Here is a 17,750-nt window from a genome sequence, read left to right as displayed (position 1 = left end):
CCCCTCGACTTCTGTAATTGACCCTGGCAATCAGCCAAAACTTCATCAAAAAACATTTCAATCTTGATCCAGCTGTAATAGAAATGCATTGAGAATCGGCCATGATGTTTGGCAATGCCGTTTGAGAAACGACTATGCAGCTTTGGCAATATCACCGGCACCGTTGGACTTGGGGGTGGGGCCAAGCCCTCCTCTGGTTTGTGATGGGCCTCTGTGGGGCCGGCCTGGTCTGGTCTAGCCCTGGCCTCTTGTCTACCCTGGCGGGCTGGCCCTGGCAGGCGGGGCTAGCCGTCGGGGTGACGGTCCTCACCTTTCTGCTGACGATGCTGACGGCCTATCCGCCGGAGATGATTTTCTTGGGGGGATTGGGGCTGCTAATGGTGAGTGGGGTGCTAGACACCGAACAGGCCCTAGAAGGGTTTAGTAACCCTGGCATGGTGACAGTAGGGGTGCTCTACGTCGTGGTCACGGGGCTGCAACAGACCGGGGGGCTGGCTTGGATTTCCCAGCAGGTCTTGGGCCTACCCAAGGGATTGCCCTCGGCCATGACCCGGTTGATGTTGCCGGTGATGGGGCTCAGTGTCTTTCTCAACAACACCCCTGTCGTGGCCATGTTTGTGCCGGTAGTGAATGATTGGTGCCGCAAACTCAGAATCAGTCCGTCGAAGTTGATGATTCCCCTCAGCTATGCGGCCATCTTTGGCGGGACCTGCAGCCTGATTGGCACCAGTACCAACCTGGTGGTGAATGGCATGTTGATTGCCGCTACCGATCATCCGGGGTTGGGGTTGTTTGATATTACCCGGGTCAGTTTGCCTTGCGCCGTAGCCGGGGTGGGCTATCTGCTGCTAAGCCATCGTTGGCTACTGCCGCAGCGCAAGTCGGTGCTGGGCGATGCCGATGATCCACGCCAATATACCGTGGAAATGGTGGTGGAACCGGGCAGTCCCCTGGCGGGAAAAACCATTGAGCAGGCGGGGCTACGTCACTTGCCGGGACTATTCTTGATGGAGATTGCCCGCGGCAGTCAGATTTTAACGGCGGTGACTCCTCGGGAGGTGCTGCAGGAGCATGACCAGTTGGTGTTTGTGGGCATGGTGGATTCCATCGTCGATTTGCAGCGGCTCAGGGGACTGAAACCGGCCACCGATCAGGTATTTAAGCTGGATAGCCCCCGCACCGAGCGCAGCCTGATCGAGGCGGTGGTGTCCAATACCTGTCCGCTGGTGGGGATGACCATCCGGGAGGGGCAATTCCGCAGTCGCTACAACGCGGTGGTGCTGGCCGTGGCCCGCAATGGGGAGCGACTGCCGGGGAAGTTGGGGGATATTACCCTGATGGCGGGAGATACTCTGCTATTAGAAGCCCACTCCTCGTTCTTGGAGCAACAGCGGGTGTCGCGGGATTTTTATCTGGTCAGCGAGGTGCCCAATTCGGAACCTCTACGCCATGACCAGGCTCCTTTGGCGCTGGCTATCTTGATTGCCATGGTGGTCTTGGCCAGTGTCGGCTGGATGAGCATGCTGAATGCGGCGGCGTTGGCGGCTATTCTCATGGTGGCGCTGCGCTGCTGCTCAGCGGAGCGGGCCTTGCGCAGCATCGAATGGCAGGTGCTGCTGGTCATCGGGGCGGCCTTGGGGCTGGGGAAAGCCCTGGAGGTGACGGGGGCGGCCGGTGCGATCGCATCCACCTTCATCGGCATCGCCGGGGACAATCCCTGGCTGGCCCTAGCCGTGGTCTATGGCATCACCACCCTGATGACCGAAATCATCACCAATAATGCGGCGGCGGCGGTGGTATTTCCCATTGCCCTGGCCGTCTCCCAGACCCTGGGGGTGAGCCCCATGCCCTTCGTCATCGCCATCATGATCGGTGCCTCCGCCAGTTTCTCCACCCCCATCGGCTACCAGACCAACCTGATGGTCTACGGCCCTGGCGGCTATAAATTCTCCGACTTCATGCGGGTGGGCATTCCCCTGAACCTGCTGTTTTGGAGCGTCACCGTACTGTTAACTCCCCTGGTGTACCCGTTCTAGGGGAATGGGATGATCCTGAGCTAAGACGATCAAGTAGTCATCGGCCTCCAGGGGATAGTTCGCCGGCGGGTTAGACACCACCCTCCCCTTCCGCCCCCTTCTGCACCGCCACCACCAGACTCTGGTAGGTGTGCCTTCATGTAGGTCAGCACCTCCACAAAGGAGCAGCCCACCCGAGATTTGGGCATGGGAATCTTGTAGAGCTGATGCCCCACCTGAAAACTCAGCATCTCTGAGACCACCTTGGTAATGCCATGGTTCAGAGCCGCCTGGGACATCAGCTTACTGCTGATATCGCTGCTGACAATAATTTCATTGGCCCTGGCCCGCTGGCAGGTAATCACATGGGCCTGATCCACCAGCTCCACGATGGTATAAGCGCTAGGGTTGATGCTTTCCACCGTCAGGGTCGACAGCACCACCTTGGCATCTCGGGCTGTATCCTCCAGCTGGTCATCCCCGAGAATAATCACCGTGCTGGCCCGGGCTAAGTTAGCCTGTCGCAGGGTCTCATCTGAGACTTTTCCCCGCACGAAGAACAAATTGTCATCATCCACCGGTTTCCGCTCCAGGGTAGCAATCAGCACGATGGGCGTCTGCCAGGTTTTGCTATCCGCCCGCAACTCCCGTAGAATCACTGCCGCCCGATGGTTCCACTCGCACAGAATGATGTGGTCAGCCACGTCGTAGGCACTCATGCCCAACTCCTCCTTGAGCTTGCGGTTCACCAGAATGCTAGCCAGGGTGGCACTTAAGGCAGCCAAAATGCCAATGCCAATCACCATGTTGACTACGGCAATCAAGCGGCCGACGACAGTGCTAGGGGCGATATCGCCATAGCCCACGGTGGTTAGGGTGACGATGCTCCACCAGAGGCTATCGGTCAGGGATAGCTGCGGTTCTGCCCAGGCCAGGCCCACAGAACTCAGCCCAATTAGGACCACCGTCAGCAATAGCAGTCGGTCTAGGTTCTCCCGTTTCAAAAACCGGCCGATCCGCCGTTGCCAGCGTCGCCATCGTCTCAAGGCCCTGTCGTCCTCAATTGCAGTACCGCCCCTACTCTACCAGTCGCAGCCCGGGGGAGCCGTTACAATCGGTGAGGAGCAAAGAACATCGACCAGGAGAGACGTCACCCATGCAAGGCACCAGATCGAGGCCATCGCTGAATTGGCGCAGCCTACTCGGGGATATTGGGCTGGCCGCCCTGATATCAGGGCCCATCGCCGCTCCGTTTCTAGCGGCATCGGCATGGCCATTGCTGACTGACATCGCCAATATTATCTACACCATGGGAGAGCATGTCTGTCCCCAGCCGGAACTCGGCGTCCCCCTGGCGGCTCCCCACATCATGGCAGTCTGTATGCGGTGCTATGGCACCGTGCTGGGGCTAGGCATCATGCGATGGCTCTACCATCGCACCCGGGGCCAAGGGACCTACTGGTTGGAACAGTACGGGCTCTTGGGTTTCGTGCTGACGTTTATTCTCTGTCTGGCCTATCCCCTGGAGCTGGCTATGCAGGGCTTTGACTGGTGGGGGGTGCACCATGGCGCCATGACTCTGTTTGGCCTGATTGCGGGCTTGGGATTAGGCGCGTATTTGATGCCTCTGTTGCATCAACCGGCCTCGGAGAATGGTTGAATGGGGTACCTGTCTCCATCGGGACGCACAGCCCCCTCAACTCCTGAGATGGTTGCTCTCGCCAGTGGTAGGCGCCGCCTTTAACCTCTGTGCAACCAGTAGGCTAATCGTGGCTAAGGGGTGCTCTTGCCATGGGTGAGGCCGGATAGTCTTAGATTTGGGAAGTTGATTGAAGTCGGATGCCCAATGCGGTCTAGTCGACACTATAGAATGGGAACTTGGCAACCCGCTGTCCTTTAGAGTCATACATCTTCCCACCTGTGAAGCTATCTGTCTTTCATACCCCTGAGGAAGTTCCGGATGATGCCACGCCGGACTGTGCGATCGCAATCGACGTATTGCGCGCCACCTCCACCATGGCGGCGGCCCTAGACGCTGGCGCCGAGGCGATTCAGGTCTTCAGCGACATCAATGAGTTAATGCATGTGAGTGAACACTGGCCCGCCGATAAACGGCTGCGGGCCGGCGAGCGGGGGGGGGCCCGGGTCGATGGCTGTGATTTGGGCAACTCCCCCCTCGATCACTCGCCGGCTCACTCCGCTGGACGCCGCCTGTTCATGAGCACCACCAACGGCACCCGTTGCCTGCAGCGGATTCAACATGCCCCCATGGTGATCACGGCTGCCCTCACCACCCGCCAAGCGGTGGTTACCTTTCTAGAGCGTCAGCGTCCCCATACCGTCTGGCTGGTGGGGTCTGGCTGGGAAGGCAGCTACTCTCTAGAGGATACGGTCTGTGCCGGGGCAATTCTGCATGGAATGATGGCAGCCACCCAAGCTAACTGCAAGGATCTGGCTGGCAACGATGCTGCCGTTGCCGCCGTCAGCCTCTATCTGCATTGGCAAGATCGCCTTTTAGAGCTCATGCACTATGCTAACCACGGGCAGCGGCTGTTGCGACTCAACAACGACACCGACCTGAAATACTGCGCCCAAGTGGATATCCTCGACATCGTACCCATCCAGATCGAACCGGGGGTGCTGGTGCAGCAACCGCAACAGGCGATAGTTAACCCGGTTGTCTCCCAGTAACTGGGCAGTCATATTGGAACTGGGCAGCCGTCCCTCCCACCATCTGGATGCGATATGGACCACCTTGACGGCTGAGGGCTATCAGCTGCAGCGCCCCCCATGGCCTATAAATTATAAATTGCAGCGGGGCGGCAACGACATGCTGCAGGTCACATGGAACAGTTCTCAGGATTCCCGAGGTTGCCGCTGAGGATTACCCGAGGGAATCAGCAACCCATTCACCGCCAACGGCAACCCCGCACAGAGATAGAGCCCCAGCTGATAACTGCCAAACCAGTTATTAAACAGGGCCAGCAGAGAAGGCCCGATGGCGCTGGCAATTACCAGGGTCATCATTTCTACCCCTGCGATCGCACCGAGATGTTGCCGACCAAAATAGCGGGGCATGGTCACCGTCGAGAGGGTACCAAAGCAGCCGCCACTCACCCCCAGCCCCGCAATGGCCACCAGTCGCAACGGCTCGATATCCAAGTGAGCCATGCTCGCGATGCCGATGGCCTCAAAGATCATCATGCCGATGAAGAGCAGCTTCAGGCGAGCGCGGTCCGACAAAATCCCAATCAGGTACCCGGTGGCTGTGGCGATGATGCCGATGGGTAAAAACAGCGCCACGGTTTGTTTCTGCGGCAACCCGGCGGCGGCGCCAATATCGACAATGTGAAAGGTGATGCGCGGTGATGGTCAGGGCCTGCGTCGCCAGGGCGAAGGTGACCGCCCAAAAGGCCAGCGTCTTCAATGCGTCGCTGCGGGTAAAGTCTCGCGGGGGGCCAAAATACCGCTGATCTGGCTGGGCAGCCGGTTTGGTGTCACCGGTATTCGCGGGGGTAGCAGCAGCTGACGGCGTCAAGACATCGGGTGGCGAGCCACGGCATCCCATCACCAAACCACACTCTTCCGGATTATCCCGATAACACAACCAGCCCAGGCTGCCCATGCCTAGCCCCACCAAGGCTGCCAGGGCTAGCCAGGCCCCCCGCCAGCCCAAGCCATCAATGAAGAAGCTGAGCAACAGCGGCGCCGCCGAAAACCCAAAGGAGACAAAAATCCCAGAGGTGCCCGAGGCCATCCCCCGCCGCCGATCAAACCACTTGCCCAAGGTGGTGCGACTCACCAGGGTCAACATGCCCTGCCCACTAAACCGCAGGCTCACGAAACCCAGACACAGTAGCCCAAAGGCTATGGGCAGGGACGACTCCAGGGCAAAGAGGGTGCTGAGCCATTGGGCCAGGCGATCACTCACACTCAAATACACCAGCGTCAGCGCTAACCACAGAGACGATGCAATCACCACCAAGCGGGCGCCAAAGCGATCGATCACGACGCCGCCAAACGGCAGCAGAAAGCCACTGGTCAGGGTGCCGATCAGATAGGCATTGCTCAGCGACAGCCGCGACAGCCCCGTTGCCGCCAGCAGCGGATCGGTAAACACACTCACCCCCGCCGTTTGCCCCGGAATGCTCATGAGAATCCCGATAGTCGTGACCACCAAAATCACCCAGCCATAAAATATCGGCAGGCGCTGGGGGGACAGGGGGAAATGGGGATGCAGAACGGGAGCCTGTTGCAGGCGATGGAGGGTAGCGGCCAAGGACTTGAGAGACTGGTGGGGAAATAGGTGACGAATTCTCAGAATGACCTACCTAGAAGGGATTACTGCACGACGGAGCCAACATCAGAAAATGGCCCCCTCGATCTTAAACAACTTTGCCGCCAGCCACAGGCTACCCCGACAGGTCGGGCATCACCGTTAGAGGATGTTTGGAAAGTACCCTGCAACCTTTCTCCAGACTGGTTTCTGGCCAGCAGGGCCATACACTCTAAAATGCCTACCTTACAGGCCTTTCAGCCGAGTTTCCAAATGTCCTCTTAGGGAGCCATTTCCAGAGCGATGGGTCCTGACCATCGGCATCCTGCCCTGTCCGATCGTAGGGACAGTCGCTTGCCAGAAGGGGATTGAGAGCCATGCTTAACCCAGAGATAAACTTTAGTATCATGCATGGACATTTCCTGGTTACAGGAGTAGCCTAATAACTAAGAGGTGAATAAATATTCCCTCGATTCGAATAGTTCAGTCCACCTTAAAGAGGAGGTTCGTTATCGACTCAACGGCTGAAACTATCTCGTCAAGATCAGCAGCACTCTACTTAGTTGTTGATATTTCCTCCACTAAACTCTAAGGGAGCAATGCGATAGATGCCCAGAGACGCAACAGCCCTAAACGACGGTGTTGAAGCATCTCCAAACAACATCAACACTTTGAGGAGGTCCCTCAGCGACTAGTCTGAGTGCTGCAAATAGTCCACTTCAGAGCGTACTCTTGCTCCTTTAAGTCTAGAAGGCACCCTGGTTTTCTTATTAGAGATTGGGGTGCTTTCTTATCGGTCAATTTGTTGCCAATACCCTCTAATCTAGCCTGATTGATCGACAAAAATCTCATTGCTGGCGGCTAGAGGCCGTGCCTGTAAAGATCAGGATAGTCGGCCTTTGCCGGCTTCGTTTGTAGTAGTGGTTTACTCTGAAATTTCCCCGATCCCTAAGGGATGTTGGTTAATGGCGGTAGATCACGACAAGACCGCACTTAATCTCACCAGTCAGGGAGCTCGCCCGGGGGAATTTCGCTTCCCCCGGACCCCGTGGGAGGGAATGTCGATCAGTGCGCTAGAGCGCGTCGCATCGGCGAAGGGGCGATGGCCTTTCTGCCTTCTACCACTGTTATCCAGCCGATACATCGGCCGGTTCTTCCACGTCACGACCAGCTAACTGCCCCTGCAGCCGTAGCAGAAGCATGCCGGCAATGGCGGCGCTAGAGACCAACACTAACCAAACATTCGTGCCCAACAGTGAGGGATGATCCAGCGCCCAGCCCCCCATTGCAGGTCCCACCAGAAAGCCAATGGCCCAACACTGCGACTCCAGGGAAAAATAGATGCCTCTCAGATCAACAGGCGCCATGTCCCCCACCAGGGCCGAGGCCGAGGGGGCGTAGAGAATTTCAGCCATGGCCACACAGGTAAAGGCCATCAGCGCCACCATCAGGGCGTGGACCGACAGTATGCCGATCAACCAGATCAAGAAAAAGCTCACACTCCACAGCCCCAAAGCGGCTAGCAGCAATGTGGGGTGGGGGATATCCCGTAGCCACCGGGTAATCGGCAGCTGCAGCAGAATTTTCAGCAGGGCATGCCAGACGAAGAAATAGCTGATCAATTGCTCCGAGAAGCCCGTCTCCGTATTGCCGCCGGGGACGAAGTTAGCCAAATACAGGGGCAAGGTACTACTCAGTTGAGCGGCATAGGTGGTGAAAAATAGGTTGGCCATCAGGTAGGTGATCAGGCGACGATCCTGCAAGGCTTGCCACCAGTTCCGTAGCACATTGCGACGCTCGGCTTGGGGCTGCACCGTTTCGGCAATCGCCACCAGCACCACCACCCCAAAGAGTAAATAGGCCAGCCCTTTGCAGATGAACAGCAGTCGGTAGTCCCCGGCCAGGGCGATATATTGCCCCGCCAGCAACGCCCCCAGACCCAAGCCCAGATTATCCGCCAGCCGAGTCAGGGCCATGGCTTCTTTGCGATGCTCCGGGGGGGTCAGGTCGGTGGTCACCGCCAGGGTGGCAGGCCAGTAGAAGCTGATGCCCAACCCCAGTAATAGGTTGCCGCCCACTAGTAATGGAAAGGTGGTGGCGAAGGCTAACGAGAAGCTGCCGAGGGCCGCCACCACCGCCGCCAGCAGCAACGTGCCCCGTCGTCCCAAGCGGGGCGAGTCGATGGCATTGCCCGACCAAAATCGTCCCAGGGTGCCAGACACGCCGCCGCTGCCGAGGGCCAGTCCCACCTGGGTGGGGGAAAAGCCCAGCTCATTGACGAAAAAGATAGAGGCATAGACCAGGGTGAACCCCTGGCCGATAAACAGCAGCAGTTGCCCTGCCGCTAAAATCCAAACCTCTCGCTTCAACTTTGGCAGCCAAGCTAGCCATCGCTTCCCAGTCGGGGCTGTCTGATCCATAGCCATGGATAGAAAATGTTTACATTGTCCCAAATTGTTTAGCCTTCCCCCCACCTCTGGCCTTTTCCCGTGGCTCTGATGACTTTGGTCCAGGCTATATCGGCTATAGACGCTATTCCTAGAGTCGTTAAACTGCTGGCAATGCCTCAATGGCGGCGATTACTGGCTGATGCGATCGCACCTTTCGGGTATCGGCTCCCCCAGACTAAATTTGCCATTCTCTCAGCTTCAGTGGTACCCCTTACATATCTCCTCACATATCTCCTCACATATCTCCTCACATATCTCCTCGCTGAGAATCTGTGCCATGGCCTCTAAATCCAACTTGCAGTCACTGCTGACCAAAGCTAGTCGTCTGCGCCACAGCAAGGAAATTTGGGAATTTGCCAGTCCCCTGGCATGGGTCTGGGTAACACCGCGCCAGCGAGCGCCCTATCGCCCTTACCTGTTCATCGTAGTCAATACAACCGGAAAAGCGTTGCTGAGCCAGACCCAGGAGCACCCTCCAGATACCGATGAGATGCTGGCAACCCTTCTCCAGGCAATGGTTCGACCCGGGCTAGGGGCCGGGCGACCCCGTCGACCTAAAGCAGTCCATCTAGACGATGCTGACCAGGTATCAGCGCTGGCTCCTAGCTTGGCGCAGCTAGACATTCGCTGTGAGTACCGCGCTCAGTTACCTACCCTAAACCAGACACGGCGGTTTTTAGAGCGAGGATTTATGGCAGGAGACCCCTGGCCGGTGGCGAATGAGCGAGCCTATCCGGTCTTTGGTCGCACGACCTCTGATGGACTGATCGATCTCCCTACCAAAGCCGATCTTTTGTGGCTGGAAGCAGGTTTGTCTGGGTTTCTAGAGTACTTACCCCAGTTTCTGCAACGCGAATTTGATGATGACGATCCTGAGAATTTAGTTCTGTCGGCCCAGACCATCAGTGGTGAGACCAAACTTAAGTTGCAGATGCCAGAGCTAGACGACCTATTCCGCGCTTAGTCCTGGGCTTGTCGTCCTTAAAATTGCCGTTGACCCCATTGGCGCTTACCCTAAAAGACGGTTACCCTGACGAGCGATTTGCTCAACTGCCAAGCCGTGTCGCTCAGGGCTACCCTGCTACGTCTATCGGTGTACAGTCGCGCCTACGTAAACGCCCCATGAGCATTACTACCGTTGCCACCCAACCCTATTCGGATCAAAAGCCGGGCACCTCTGGCTTGCGTAAGAAGGTTCCCACCTTCCAACAACCCAACTATCTGGAAAACTTCATTCAGTCCATCTTCGACAGCCTAGAGGGCCACCAAGGGGCCACCTTGGTGGTCGGGGGCGACGGCCGTTACTACAATCGCCAGGCCATTCAGGTGATCTTGAAAATGGCCGCGGCCAATGACGTCGGTCGGGTACTGGTGGGCCAGGGAGGCATTCTCTCCACGCCAGCGGTCTCCTGTTTAATTCGCAAATATCAAGCCTTCGGCGGTATCGTGCTGTCGGCCAGCCACAATCCTGGTGGCCCCAATGAAGATTTCGGTGTCAAGTACAACGTCAGCAACGGCGGTCCCGCCCCAGAGGGTGTCACCAAGGCCATCTTCGAGCGCAGCCAAGCCATCGATAGCTATCGCATCCTCGAGGCCGAGGATGTCAACCTAGATCAGCTGGGGGCCTTTCAGCTAGGGAACTTGCGGGTAGAAGTGATCGATTCCGTCACCGACTATGCCGCCCTGATGGAATTCCTGTTTGATTTCGACCAGATTCAACAGTTTCTCACCTCGGGCAAGGTGCGCATCTGCATCGACTCTCTCCATGCCGTCACTGGCCCCTATGCTAAGGCCATCTTCGAGCGCCGCCTCAACGCGCCGGCTGGTACCGTCCGTAATGGCACGCCCCTGGAAGACTTCGGCGGCGGCCACCCGGACCCCAACCTAGTCTATGCCCATGACCTGGTGGAGACCATGTTTGGCGATGATGCCCCTGACTTCGGAGCCGCCTCCGATGGTGATGGCGATCGCAACATGATCTTGGGCCGTCATTTCTTCGTCACCCCCAGTGACAGCCTGGCCATTCTGGTCGCCAATGCCACCCGGGTGCCTGGCTATCGTACTGGCTTGGCCGGCGTTGCCCGCTCCATGCCCACCAGCCAGGCCGTCGACCGGGTGGCCGAAAAGCTGGGCATCGATTGCTATGAGACCCCCACCGGCTGGAAATTCTTCGGCAACCTGTTAGACGCAGGCCGGGCTACCCTCTGCGGCGAGGAGAGCTTCGGCACCGGCTCCAACCATGTGCGGGAAAAAGATGGCCTCTGGGCGATTCTGTTCTGGCTCAATATCATGGCGGTGCGACAACAGTCGGTGGCGGAGATCGTCGCCGACCACTGGGCCACCTACGGCCGCAATATCTACTCTCGCCACGACTACGAAGGCATTGACACCGATCGGGCCGAGGCCCTGATCAGGGGCTTACAAGATCAGCTAGGCGGTCTCAAAGGCCAAACCCTGCGGGGCTATGAGGTGGCCTACGCCGATGATTTTAGCTACACCGATCCGGTGGATGGCAGTGTTAGCACCCATCAGGGGATTCGCATTGGCTTTACCGATGGCTCCCGCATCGTCTTTCGCCTCTCGGGCACGGGCACCCAGGGAGCTACCCTGCGTCTCTATCTAGAGCGCTACGAGGCCGATCCTAGCCGCCATCAGCAAGAGACCCAAGCGGCCCTGGCCGATCTGATTCAAATTGCCGATCAGGTAGCTCGCATCCAAGAGCTAACCGGACGGGATCAGCCCACGGTAATTACTTAGAATGTCTCCTGTGCTCTTTCTTCTCTTCCGGGAGGCCTATCGTCTATGCACTCTTGTCTATCGCCGCGTTGGTTATGCTGGCTCAGCCTTGGCATCTTGGCCAATATTGCTATGGCATTGAAACAGAAGACCTCTCGGGCGTGGCCCGGCTGCGGGTGCAGCCAGCGGGGCAGGTCAGGGGCGATAGCCAGGTGACCATTCACCAAGAGGAGGCTGGCTACTACAGCACCTATATTCAACAAGGGTATTGGGTCGGTCATTTAGCCAGATATTCCTGGCCATTTCTGCCGGATGCCGGGGATAATCGACGAATTCTGCTAACGTAGTTTTCCTGAGGGTCCTAGATTTTCTAAACGTAATAGTATGTGCTGTAGCACTTCCCGAGGGTATGCAAGTCGATAGTCCACCTGCAGAATCAACACCATTTCTCATCGATTCTCTTCCCGATCCACGGTTGCCGGGTCATAACATCTGTCCCCGGCGGACTCGGGTGCAGATTGATCTGTTGCTGCTGAGCATCGAAGCGCTGGACCTGGGTGGGTCTGGGGCAATGCTGACGACGGCGGAGCAATTGGAGTTGCAGAGCTTGATTAAGGGGCGGGTGCATCTGTGGTTGTTGCGCAGCACCAATCCGATGCGACGGTATAGTCAACGCCGACCCCTGAGTCTGGCCGAAGCTAAGGCTTTAGTGATTATTATCGGGCATCTGGCCCGGCGCCTCACGGTGTTGATTCGACAGCTCTTGCTGGGCTATCAACAGCTTAGTGACAAGCAACTCTCGTTGGATCATCATTTTCGCTTGGCCGATTACCTCAGCCGGTTTCGGGCCCATTTTAGGGCGCGCATGAACCCGCGGCGAGCCGGGGTGCTAGCCTACAGTACGGATGCGAAGTTGGATGATTTAGCGTTGACTATGCTGGCGAAATTACTGCTCTGCACGGGAGCTCGGGGAACTCAACGGCTCTGGAGCAGTCTCTTTGATGGGGAGGTGGTATGACCTTAAAGCGCCGGTATACCTTGCCCAATTGTAATTTGATCGTAGAAGGGCTGAGCCTAGAGCAGGGGGGAGAGGCTGCCCTATTGTCGGCAGTGATCAATGCGGAGTGCCACCTGGCCGGAGTGCCAGAACCGTTAACCGGCGGCCGGGAGTTCTTAGAGGCGTTGGTGAAGGCGGTGAACCGCTACGGCCAAACCATGCTCAGTGATGTGTTGGTGCCGCCGCGTCCCGGTGAGGCGCCTTCCTTGGTGGAGCTGAAGCCGGGAGAGGGACCTTATCATCATCTGATTGTGCGATCGCATCCCGACCCCGAGGCCACAGACGACACGGCTAAACCTCCTCGGGACATTCAGCTCTCGACGGTACAATTCTTCGACCTGATGGAAGCGGTCGATCAGTTACAGGCCGATACCCAAACCCTGCCCGATCTGAGCCTAGACCTGCAGCCCATTTCTCGACGACGGGTAAAACCGCCGGAACCGGCGACAAAGCGCTTGGCTCCAGCCATGATCGGGGCCTCAGCCTTTGCTGCCGCCGCCGTCGCTCTATTCTTTGTGCCCCCCCCCGAGTTCGAACCCAGCCGCTCTAGGGAGCAGACGGAAGCAACCTCTCCCACCGCGACGCCTGATGGCACCAATGAGGAGGCCAGCAACGGGGATCCCCCTAGTGACAGTAGCGATAGTGATCCCCTTACCACCAGCCAGCCAATCACCGATCCAGAGACCCTGGCGACCCTAAGAGAATCCCTAGTGGAACAGCTGACGGCTGCCTGGGCTCCCCCGGAAGATCTCTCGGATGCCCTGATCTTTCGTGTCTCGGTCTCGGCTGCCGGAGATATCCTAGGCTACAAATACGAGAACCAACTAGCGGTGGATCGAGGCGACGATACTCCCTTACCTGATCTGACCTATGTGCCTGTGGAAGGTGACGAGCCCATTGATGAGCCCGTCGCCCTGTTCCGCATCACCTTCTTACCCAACGGCGACGTCAGCGCCAGCCCTCTGGAGGACACGGCTGCCACCACCCCAGCCGTCCTATCAGACACCATTACCACCCCAATCACCACCGGCCCAGACATTCGCCGCCTCAATCGCGACCTGTATGACCAGATGCAGGCCAGCTGGGACTCTGGGGATCTAGACCAGGACCTAGCCTATCGAGTCCGTCTCAGCGAGGACGGCACCCTAGTCGGCTACGAAGCCGTAGACCAAGCGGCAGCAGCGGCCTTAGTGCAAACCCCGCTCCCGGAGTTAAAGGACGCGGCAGATCCCGTCACCTCCTCTACTCCCCAAGCAGATTTCCGGGTGGTGTTTACTGCTAATGGCGAATTACAGGTCAGTCCCTGGGATGGCTGGCCCAGCGAATAACCCCTAAACGTGCACCCTATCGAATCTGGCATGGCTGAGCCTGATTTCCCTACTCAACCCGAGTCTTCCGCGGCAGATGCTGTTGGCGATCAAGCCCAAGTATCTCCGCCTCAGCAGCGGGCTGGCATCACTGCCCTAGCCTACGGCCTTTGGGTGCTGATTGCCCGCTTACTGCTATTGGGGGTGGGGATCAGTGCCGCCTGGCTCTTGGGGGGTTGGTGGTCGCCCAGATCTACCCGGCCCGGACCCCAGAACCGCCCCTGCAGGAAGTCGCCCTACGGCAGGGGCATCGCACTCTACGGCGGCTGCGGCAGTTGCCCCAATGGTGGCAAGGGGATCTAAATACCAATACGCCAGTGGGCTTACCGACAACCGTCCCCACCCCGACGGCAACGCCTCCGGCTGCCCTGGAGCTGACCCCCCAGCAACGGCAGAGCCTAGAGGATGACCTCACTGCCCTGGTGGATGAATTGGATGCCATGAAGAATCGGCTCTCCGACTTGGAAGAGCAATTGGGTCAATCCCCTTCCCGGGCTCCCTTGGAGATGCGACTGCGGTCGCTGCAACAGCAGTTGAATCCCCCTGACACCGAAGCAGATACGGCTGCTCCTACTCCTACCTCTGAAACATCTGCCCCTACTGTCGCTTCTCCCCAAGCGCAGGACCCCCTGTTTCGCTTGGCTACCTACCGAGTCACCCTGCCCGCCGACCTACTCTTTGCCATTGACCAGGCTACCCTACAACCCAATGCCCGCCCCCTGCTCGATACCATCCTGCCAGACTTGAGCCGCTATCAAGGGGCTACGATCTTGATCGGCAGCCATACCGACGACACCCTGTCCGCTGAGGAAAGTCGGCAACTGACCTTTCAACAAGCCATGGCCATTCGCAGCTACTTCACCGAGCGCCTGGGCCAGGACTACCATTGGGTGGCCGTCGGTTACGGCCACAGCCAACCCCTAGTGGCAGCGGCAGATGAGTTGGGCCAACAGCGCAACCGCCGAGTCGAGATCGCCATTCTATTACCCTAGGCTAGGGATATCGGAGGGTTCATCGCGTGCGCATTGTCTTCTTCGGCACGCCTACCTACGCCGGGCCCAGTCTGGTGCAATTACTGGAAGATCCCACCGTTGAGGTGGCCGCTGTGGTCACCCAGCCCGATAAGCGGCGGGGGCGGGGCAGTGGCCAGTTGCCATCGCCGGTGAAGCAAGTGGCTCTGGAGGCAGCCCTGCCGGTGTGGCAGCCCCGTCGCATCAAGCGGGATGTCGGCGTTCTGGCGCAACTGCGGGCGGTGGCCGCCGATGCCTTCGTGGTGGTGGCCTATGGCCAGATCCTCTCCCCAGAGATCTTGGATATGCCGCGCCTGGGGGCGATCAATGCCCATGGCTCTCTCTTGCCTGCCTATCGAGGCGCGGCTCCGATCCAGTGGTGTCTCTACCACGGTGAGACGGAGACAGGGGTAACTACCATGGCCATGGATGCTGGCATGGATACGGGGGCGATGATGCTGAAGGCCAGCGTTCCCATTGGGTTACTAGATAATGCCTTGGATCTGGCCAAGACCCTGGCCGAGCTCAGTGCCGATCTCCTGCAGCAGACCTTGCAGCGCCTGCAGGCTGAGACAGTGCCGCTGACGGCTCAAGACGAGGCCCAGGCCACCTATGCTCCCTTGATTCAGAAGGAAGACTACGTTCTGGACTGGCGCCGTCCGGCCCTGGCCTTGCACAACCAGGTGCGGGGCTTTTACCCCAATAGTGTCACCGGTTTGCGGGGGCAGCCCCTAAAGGTGATGGGGACAGTGCCTCTGGGAGCAGACTATTGGCCGCAGCTACCAGAGCCATGGCAGAGCTTACCCCAGGCGGTGGCGGCCTTGCGCTCAACCGACAAGGCCCCACCGGGGGAGATCATTGGCCTGCTCAAGGGCTATGGCCCTGTGGTGCAGACAGGCGACGGCTGGCTATTGCTGGCAGAGGTGAAACCCAGTGGTAAGCGAGCCCAGGCGGGATGGGATTTTGTCAACGGCAGTCGGTTGGCAATGGCGGAACGGTTGGGGCCGACCGCTTAGGGTGAATTGGTCTAGGATACAAAAAAGACCCTGTTTATTGCTTGAATCAGCCCCATGGTGTCCCAGATGTCCCCAGCCGAGATCTGCCTCACGTGCCAGCCAGCGGCAGCGAGTCAGTGATGGGGGGACGGTGTCGGTGTTGCAGGCTAAATTCATTCAATGGAGCTAAGCGGACTCGAACCGCTGACCCCCTCAATGCCATTGAGGTGCTCTACCAGCTGAGCTATAGCCCCGTTTCCAGCGTTATCCAATTTCCGATTCGACACACTCTATGGCAAGTATGCCGATGCCAAACCGGACTCGCTATTGGCGCGTTATTCATATTCTAAGTAAATTGGGTTAACGTCAAGCACTTTTGCTAACTTTCTCTGGCATGATCACCGTGGAGCCTATTGTTGCCTGGGTCGGTAAGCTAATGTTATCGGCGATCGGTCTCTGGCCCATCTCAGGGGCTATCTGCCCACAACTGGCTCCGTTTACTCCAGCATCGAGGAAATCAGGAATTCACCATGGCCCCAGCGCCCTCTCCAGACCCTAAATTGTCAGATGCCGAGGTGGCTACTCTGCTGGCCCAACTGCGACGTAAAGAAGGCAGTTGGGTAGATTGGGGGCAGACCTGTCAGGCCCTGCAAAAGTCGGGATTGACGCCCCAGCAGATCTTCGAAGCGACTGGCTTCGAGCCGATCCATCAAAATCAGATCAGTGTGGCGACCCAAGTGTATGACTCCATGGTGGCAGCGGGGGTGGATGAGGCGGTGCGATCGCATTTTCAGCAGCGGGGCAGCGATAGCCTCTACGAACTGCGAGTCCTATCTCAGACGGATCGGGTCAAGGTCGCCCGTCTGATCCTGCGTCAGGGGCTAACCTCAGAACAAGTCAAAGAGGTGGTCAAACCCGTCAAAGAATTCTCCTATCGCCAAGACCCCCCGGCCGGGTTCAGCGACGACCCTGGTGATGCCGTTGCCTATCACTACTGGAACCTGGCCCGACAACAAAGTGATCTGCAGGCCCGTTCGCGGTTGATTGCCCAGGCTCTGCGCTTTGTCCACAGTGACCAAGCCCGCCGCTTGATCGAATCTCTCCTAAGCGACTTCACGGTGGTAAAGGCCCAGACTGCCCCTAGCTTGCCGGTCTTTCGCTTAGAAAACGAAACCGAACTCCCCCGCATTATCCCCGTGGCCGGTCCGTTGCCCCTGGGAGTGGAGGATCTCAAGGCAGTGCCCGTTACCCTGGCCGAGGAACCCTTTGGGCTAGTTAGTTTCAGTGGTACTGGGGCCTGGGTGGCTGTGCCTGGTTGGCAGGTAATCTTGCAGGCAGAAGATCCCGTGGCCCTACTAGCCGGCTTCAATCAGCTCCCCAATGTGTCCGCCGATACCCCCCAGGAGACGGTCCTAGTCATCATCGATCGACGTCAACGGGGCTGGGATGGCCAGGCTTACTTCGCTGCCGACCAAGATGGCCAGGTGGTGATTCGCTGGTTTGCCGAGACACCAACGGTGAAGCTCTTAGGGCGGCTAATTTTGGTGGTGCGCCCTAAACGCATCTTGGACGACAGCTACACCAAAGAGTTATGGCAGATTGAAGAGTAACATTAGGAGATCACGAGTGCTATGGCCTTAGAACGGCGGTTATCCCGCGCCATGTTCCTCAGCAGCGAAGTGGTGGAACTGCGGCAAGTCTGCTTTACCCCGGGGCGGTTGTTTGAACCCGGCAAATATTTAGCCGGAGAGTTGCCAGACATTGCCTTTGAAATGGGATTGGTCGAGAAGCTGCCCCCCGTGCGTGGCAACAGCGACGACATTAGCCCACCCCCCCAACCCTAG

Annotated in this window: 17 protein-coding genes and 1 tRNA gene; 13 read left to right on the top strand and 5 right to left on the bottom strand. The window is 58.1% G+C overall.

The window, feature by feature from the left end; all coding sequences use genetic code 11:
* Window positions 1–134 precede the first annotated feature (134 nt).
* Window positions 135–2,036 (top strand): SLC13 family permease, encoded by a 1,902-nt coding sequence (locus XM38_RS10290; RefSeq protein WP_187329358.1) that lies wholly within the window; start codon window positions 135–137, stop codon window positions 2,034–2,036.
* 29 nt (window positions 2,037–2,065) lie between these two features.
* On the opposite strand, the gene XM38_RS10285 is transcribed toward XM38_RS10290, so the two are convergent.
* Window positions 2,066–3,061, bottom strand: a complete 996-nt coding sequence (locus tag XM38_RS10285) for an ion channel (RefSeq protein WP_225889281.1) — start codon at window positions 3,059–3,061, stop codon at window positions 2,066–2,068.
* 110 nt (window positions 3,062–3,171) lie between these two features.
* Between XM38_RS10285 and XM38_RS10280 the strand changes: the two genes are divergently transcribed.
* Together XM38_RS10280 and XM38_RS10275 are read left to right on the top strand one after the other, a co-directional pair.
* Entirely contained in the window at window positions 3,172–3,675 is a 504-nt protein-coding gene (locus XM38_RS10280) for a DUF2085 domain-containing protein (RefSeq protein WP_080809805.1), read from the top strand.
* Window positions 3,676–3,935: 260 nt separating this feature from the next.
* Complete coding sequence (locus XM38_RS10275; RefSeq protein WP_080809802.1) at window positions 3,936–4,706, top strand: 2-phosphosulfolactate phosphatase family protein; 771 nt, start codon at window positions 3,936–3,938, stop codon at window positions 4,704–4,706.
* 165 nt (window positions 4,707–4,871) lie between these two features.
* Here the strand turns inward: XM38_RS10275 and XM38_RS26935 are convergent, their stop codons facing one another.
* From XM38_RS26935 to XM38_RS10265, 3 genes are all read right to left on the bottom strand, one after another.
* A complete protein-coding gene (locus XM38_RS26935; RefSeq protein ID WP_391540782.1) occupies window positions 4,872–5,219 on the bottom strand; it encodes an MFS transporter in 348 nt (115 codons plus the stop codon).
* Window positions 5,206–6,294 (bottom strand): MFS transporter, encoded by a 1,089-nt coding sequence (locus XM38_RS10270; protein WP_225889279.1) that lies wholly within the window; start codon window positions 6,292–6,294, stop codon window positions 5,206–5,208. The genes XM38_RS26935 and XM38_RS10270 overlap by 14 nt, the downstream gene beginning before the upstream one ends.
* 1,124 nt (window positions 6,295–7,418) lie before the next feature.
* The gene (locus tag XM38_RS10265; RefSeq protein WP_187329357.1) at window positions 7,419–8,711 is read right to left on the bottom strand and encodes an MFS transporter; all 1,293 of its coding nucleotides are present in this window, start codon (window positions 8,709–8,711) and stop codon (window positions 7,419–7,421) included.
* A 307-nt stretch (window positions 8,712–9,018) separates the two neighbouring features.
* On the opposite strand from XM38_RS10265, the gene XM38_RS10260 reads away from it, so the two are divergent.
* The 8 genes from XM38_RS10260 to fmt all read left to right on the top strand — a co-directional run bounded on the left by XM38_RS10260 (window position 9,019) and on the right by fmt (window position 15,927).
* Window positions 9,019–9,705: a DUF6930 domain-containing protein gene (locus XM38_RS10260; protein ID WP_080809797.1), complete on the top strand. Its 687-nt coding sequence runs from the start codon at window positions 9,019–9,021 to the stop codon at window positions 9,703–9,705.
* A 158-nt stretch (window positions 9,706–9,863) separates the two neighbouring features.
* Entirely contained in the window at window positions 9,864–11,498 is a 1,635-nt protein-coding gene (locus XM38_RS10255; protein ID WP_088429742.1) for an alpha-D-glucose phosphate-specific phosphoglucomutase, read from the top strand.
* Between the two features lie 74 nt (window positions 11,499–11,572).
* Entirely contained in the window at window positions 11,573–11,824 is a 252-nt protein-coding gene (locus XM38_RS10250; RefSeq protein WP_088429740.1) for a hypothetical protein, read from the top strand.
* 62 nt (window positions 11,825–11,886) lie between these two features.
* Complete coding sequence (locus XM38_RS10245) at window positions 11,887–12,495, top strand: DUF3038 domain-containing protein (protein ID WP_088429738.1); 609 nt, start codon at window positions 11,887–11,889, stop codon at window positions 12,493–12,495.
* Window positions 12,492–13,862, top strand: coding sequence for a DUF4335 domain-containing protein (locus XM38_RS10240; protein WP_088429736.1), 1,371 nt, complete (start codon window positions 12,492–12,494; stop codon window positions 13,860–13,862). Before XM38_RS10245 ends, XM38_RS10240 begins: the two co-directional genes overlap by 4 nt.
* Window positions 13,863–13,892: 30 nt before the next feature.
* Window positions 13,893–14,204, top strand: a complete 312-nt coding sequence (locus XM38_RS26930) for a hypothetical protein (protein ID WP_225889277.1) — start codon at window positions 13,893–13,895, stop codon at window positions 14,202–14,204.
* Window positions 14,205–14,341: 137 nt separating this feature from the next.
* Window positions 14,342–14,893, top strand: a complete 552-nt coding sequence (locus XM38_RS26925; RefSeq protein WP_306441580.1) for an OmpA family protein — start codon at window positions 14,342–14,344, stop codon at window positions 14,891–14,893.
* Window positions 14,894–14,919: 26 nt separating this feature from the next.
* Window positions 14,920–15,927, top strand: a complete 1,008-nt coding sequence (fmt, locus tag XM38_RS10230; protein ID WP_088429734.1) for a methionyl-tRNA formyltransferase — start codon at window positions 14,920–14,922, stop codon at window positions 15,925–15,927.
* A 160-nt stretch (window positions 15,928–16,087) separates the two neighbouring features.
* Here the strand turns inward: fmt and XM38_RS10225 are convergent.
* Window positions 16,088–16,160: transfer RNA gene (locus XM38_RS10225), tRNA-Ala, on the bottom strand.
* A 276-nt stretch (window positions 16,161–16,436) separates the two neighbouring features.
* On the opposite strand from XM38_RS10225, the gene XM38_RS10220 reads away from it, so the two are divergent.
* Both XM38_RS10220 and XM38_RS10215 read left to right on the top strand, forming a co-directional pair.
* Window positions 16,437–17,516 carry a RuBisCO accumulation factor 1 gene (locus tag XM38_RS10220; protein WP_088429732.1) on the top strand — a complete coding sequence of 360 codons (1,080 nt, stop codon included), beginning with the start codon at window positions 16,437–16,439 and terminating at the stop codon, window positions 17,514–17,516.
* Window positions 17,517–17,537: 21 nt separating this feature from the next.
* Entirely contained in the window at window positions 17,538–17,750 is a 213-nt protein-coding gene (locus XM38_RS10215; RefSeq protein ID WP_080809774.1) for a hypothetical protein, read from the top strand.

Origin of the sequence: Halomicronema hongdechloris C2206, from assembly GCF_002075285.3 — a bacterium.
Classification (GTDB): Bacteria; Cyanobacteriota; Cyanobacteriia; order Phormidesmidales; family Phormidesmidaceae; genus Halomicronema_B; species Halomicronema_B hongdechloris.
The sequence above is the reverse complement of the archived record's forward strand: the minus strand, read 5'-3'. Positions and strand labels throughout refer to the sequence as shown.

Coding starts and splice junctions, on each gene's coding strand:
- XM38_RS10265 (WP_187329357.1), bottom strand. CDS start 8,711: ATGGATCAGACAGCCCCGACTGGGAAGCGATGGCTAGCTTGGCTGCCA.
- XM38_RS26935 (WP_391540782.1), bottom strand. CDS start 5,219: ATGATGATCTTTGAGGCCATCGGCATCGCGAGCATGGCTCACTTGGAT.
- XM38_RS10245 (WP_088429738.1), top strand. CDS start 11,887: ATGCAAGTCGATAGTCCACCTGCAGAATCAACACCATTTCTCATCGAT.
- XM38_RS10240 (WP_088429736.1), top strand. CDS start 12,492: ATGACCTTAAAGCGCCGGTATACCTTGCCCAATTGTAATTTGATCGTA.
- XM38_RS10255 (WP_088429742.1), top strand. CDS start 9,864: ATGAGCATTACTACCGTTGCCACCCAACCCTATTCGGATCAAAAGCCG.
- XM38_RS10260 (WP_080809797.1), top strand. CDS start 9,019: ATGGCCTCTAAATCCAACTTGCAGTCACTGCTGACCAAAGCTAGTCGT.
- XM38_RS10250 (WP_088429740.1), top strand. CDS start 11,573: ATGCTGGCTCAGCCTTGGCATCTTGGCCAATATTGCTATGGCATTGAA.
- XM38_RS10290 (WP_187329358.1), top strand. CDS start 135: ATGCAGCTTTGGCAATATCACCGGCACCGTTGGACTTGGGGGTGGGGC.
- XM38_RS10215 (WP_080809774.1), top strand. CDS start 17,538: ATGGCCTTAGAACGGCGGTTATCCCGCGCCATGTTCCTCAGCAGCGAA.
- XM38_RS10220 (WP_088429732.1), top strand. CDS start 16,437: ATGGCCCCAGCGCCCTCTCCAGACCCTAAATTGTCAGATGCCGAGGTG.
- XM38_RS26925 (WP_306441580.1), top strand. CDS start 14,342: ATGAAGAATCGGCTCTCCGACTTGGAAGAGCAATTGGGTCAATCCCCT.
- XM38_RS26930 (WP_225889277.1), top strand. CDS start 13,893: ATGGCTGAGCCTGATTTCCCTACTCAACCCGAGTCTTCCGCGGCAGAT.
- XM38_RS10280 (WP_080809805.1), top strand. CDS start 3,172: ATGCAAGGCACCAGATCGAGGCCATCGCTGAATTGGCGCAGCCTACTC.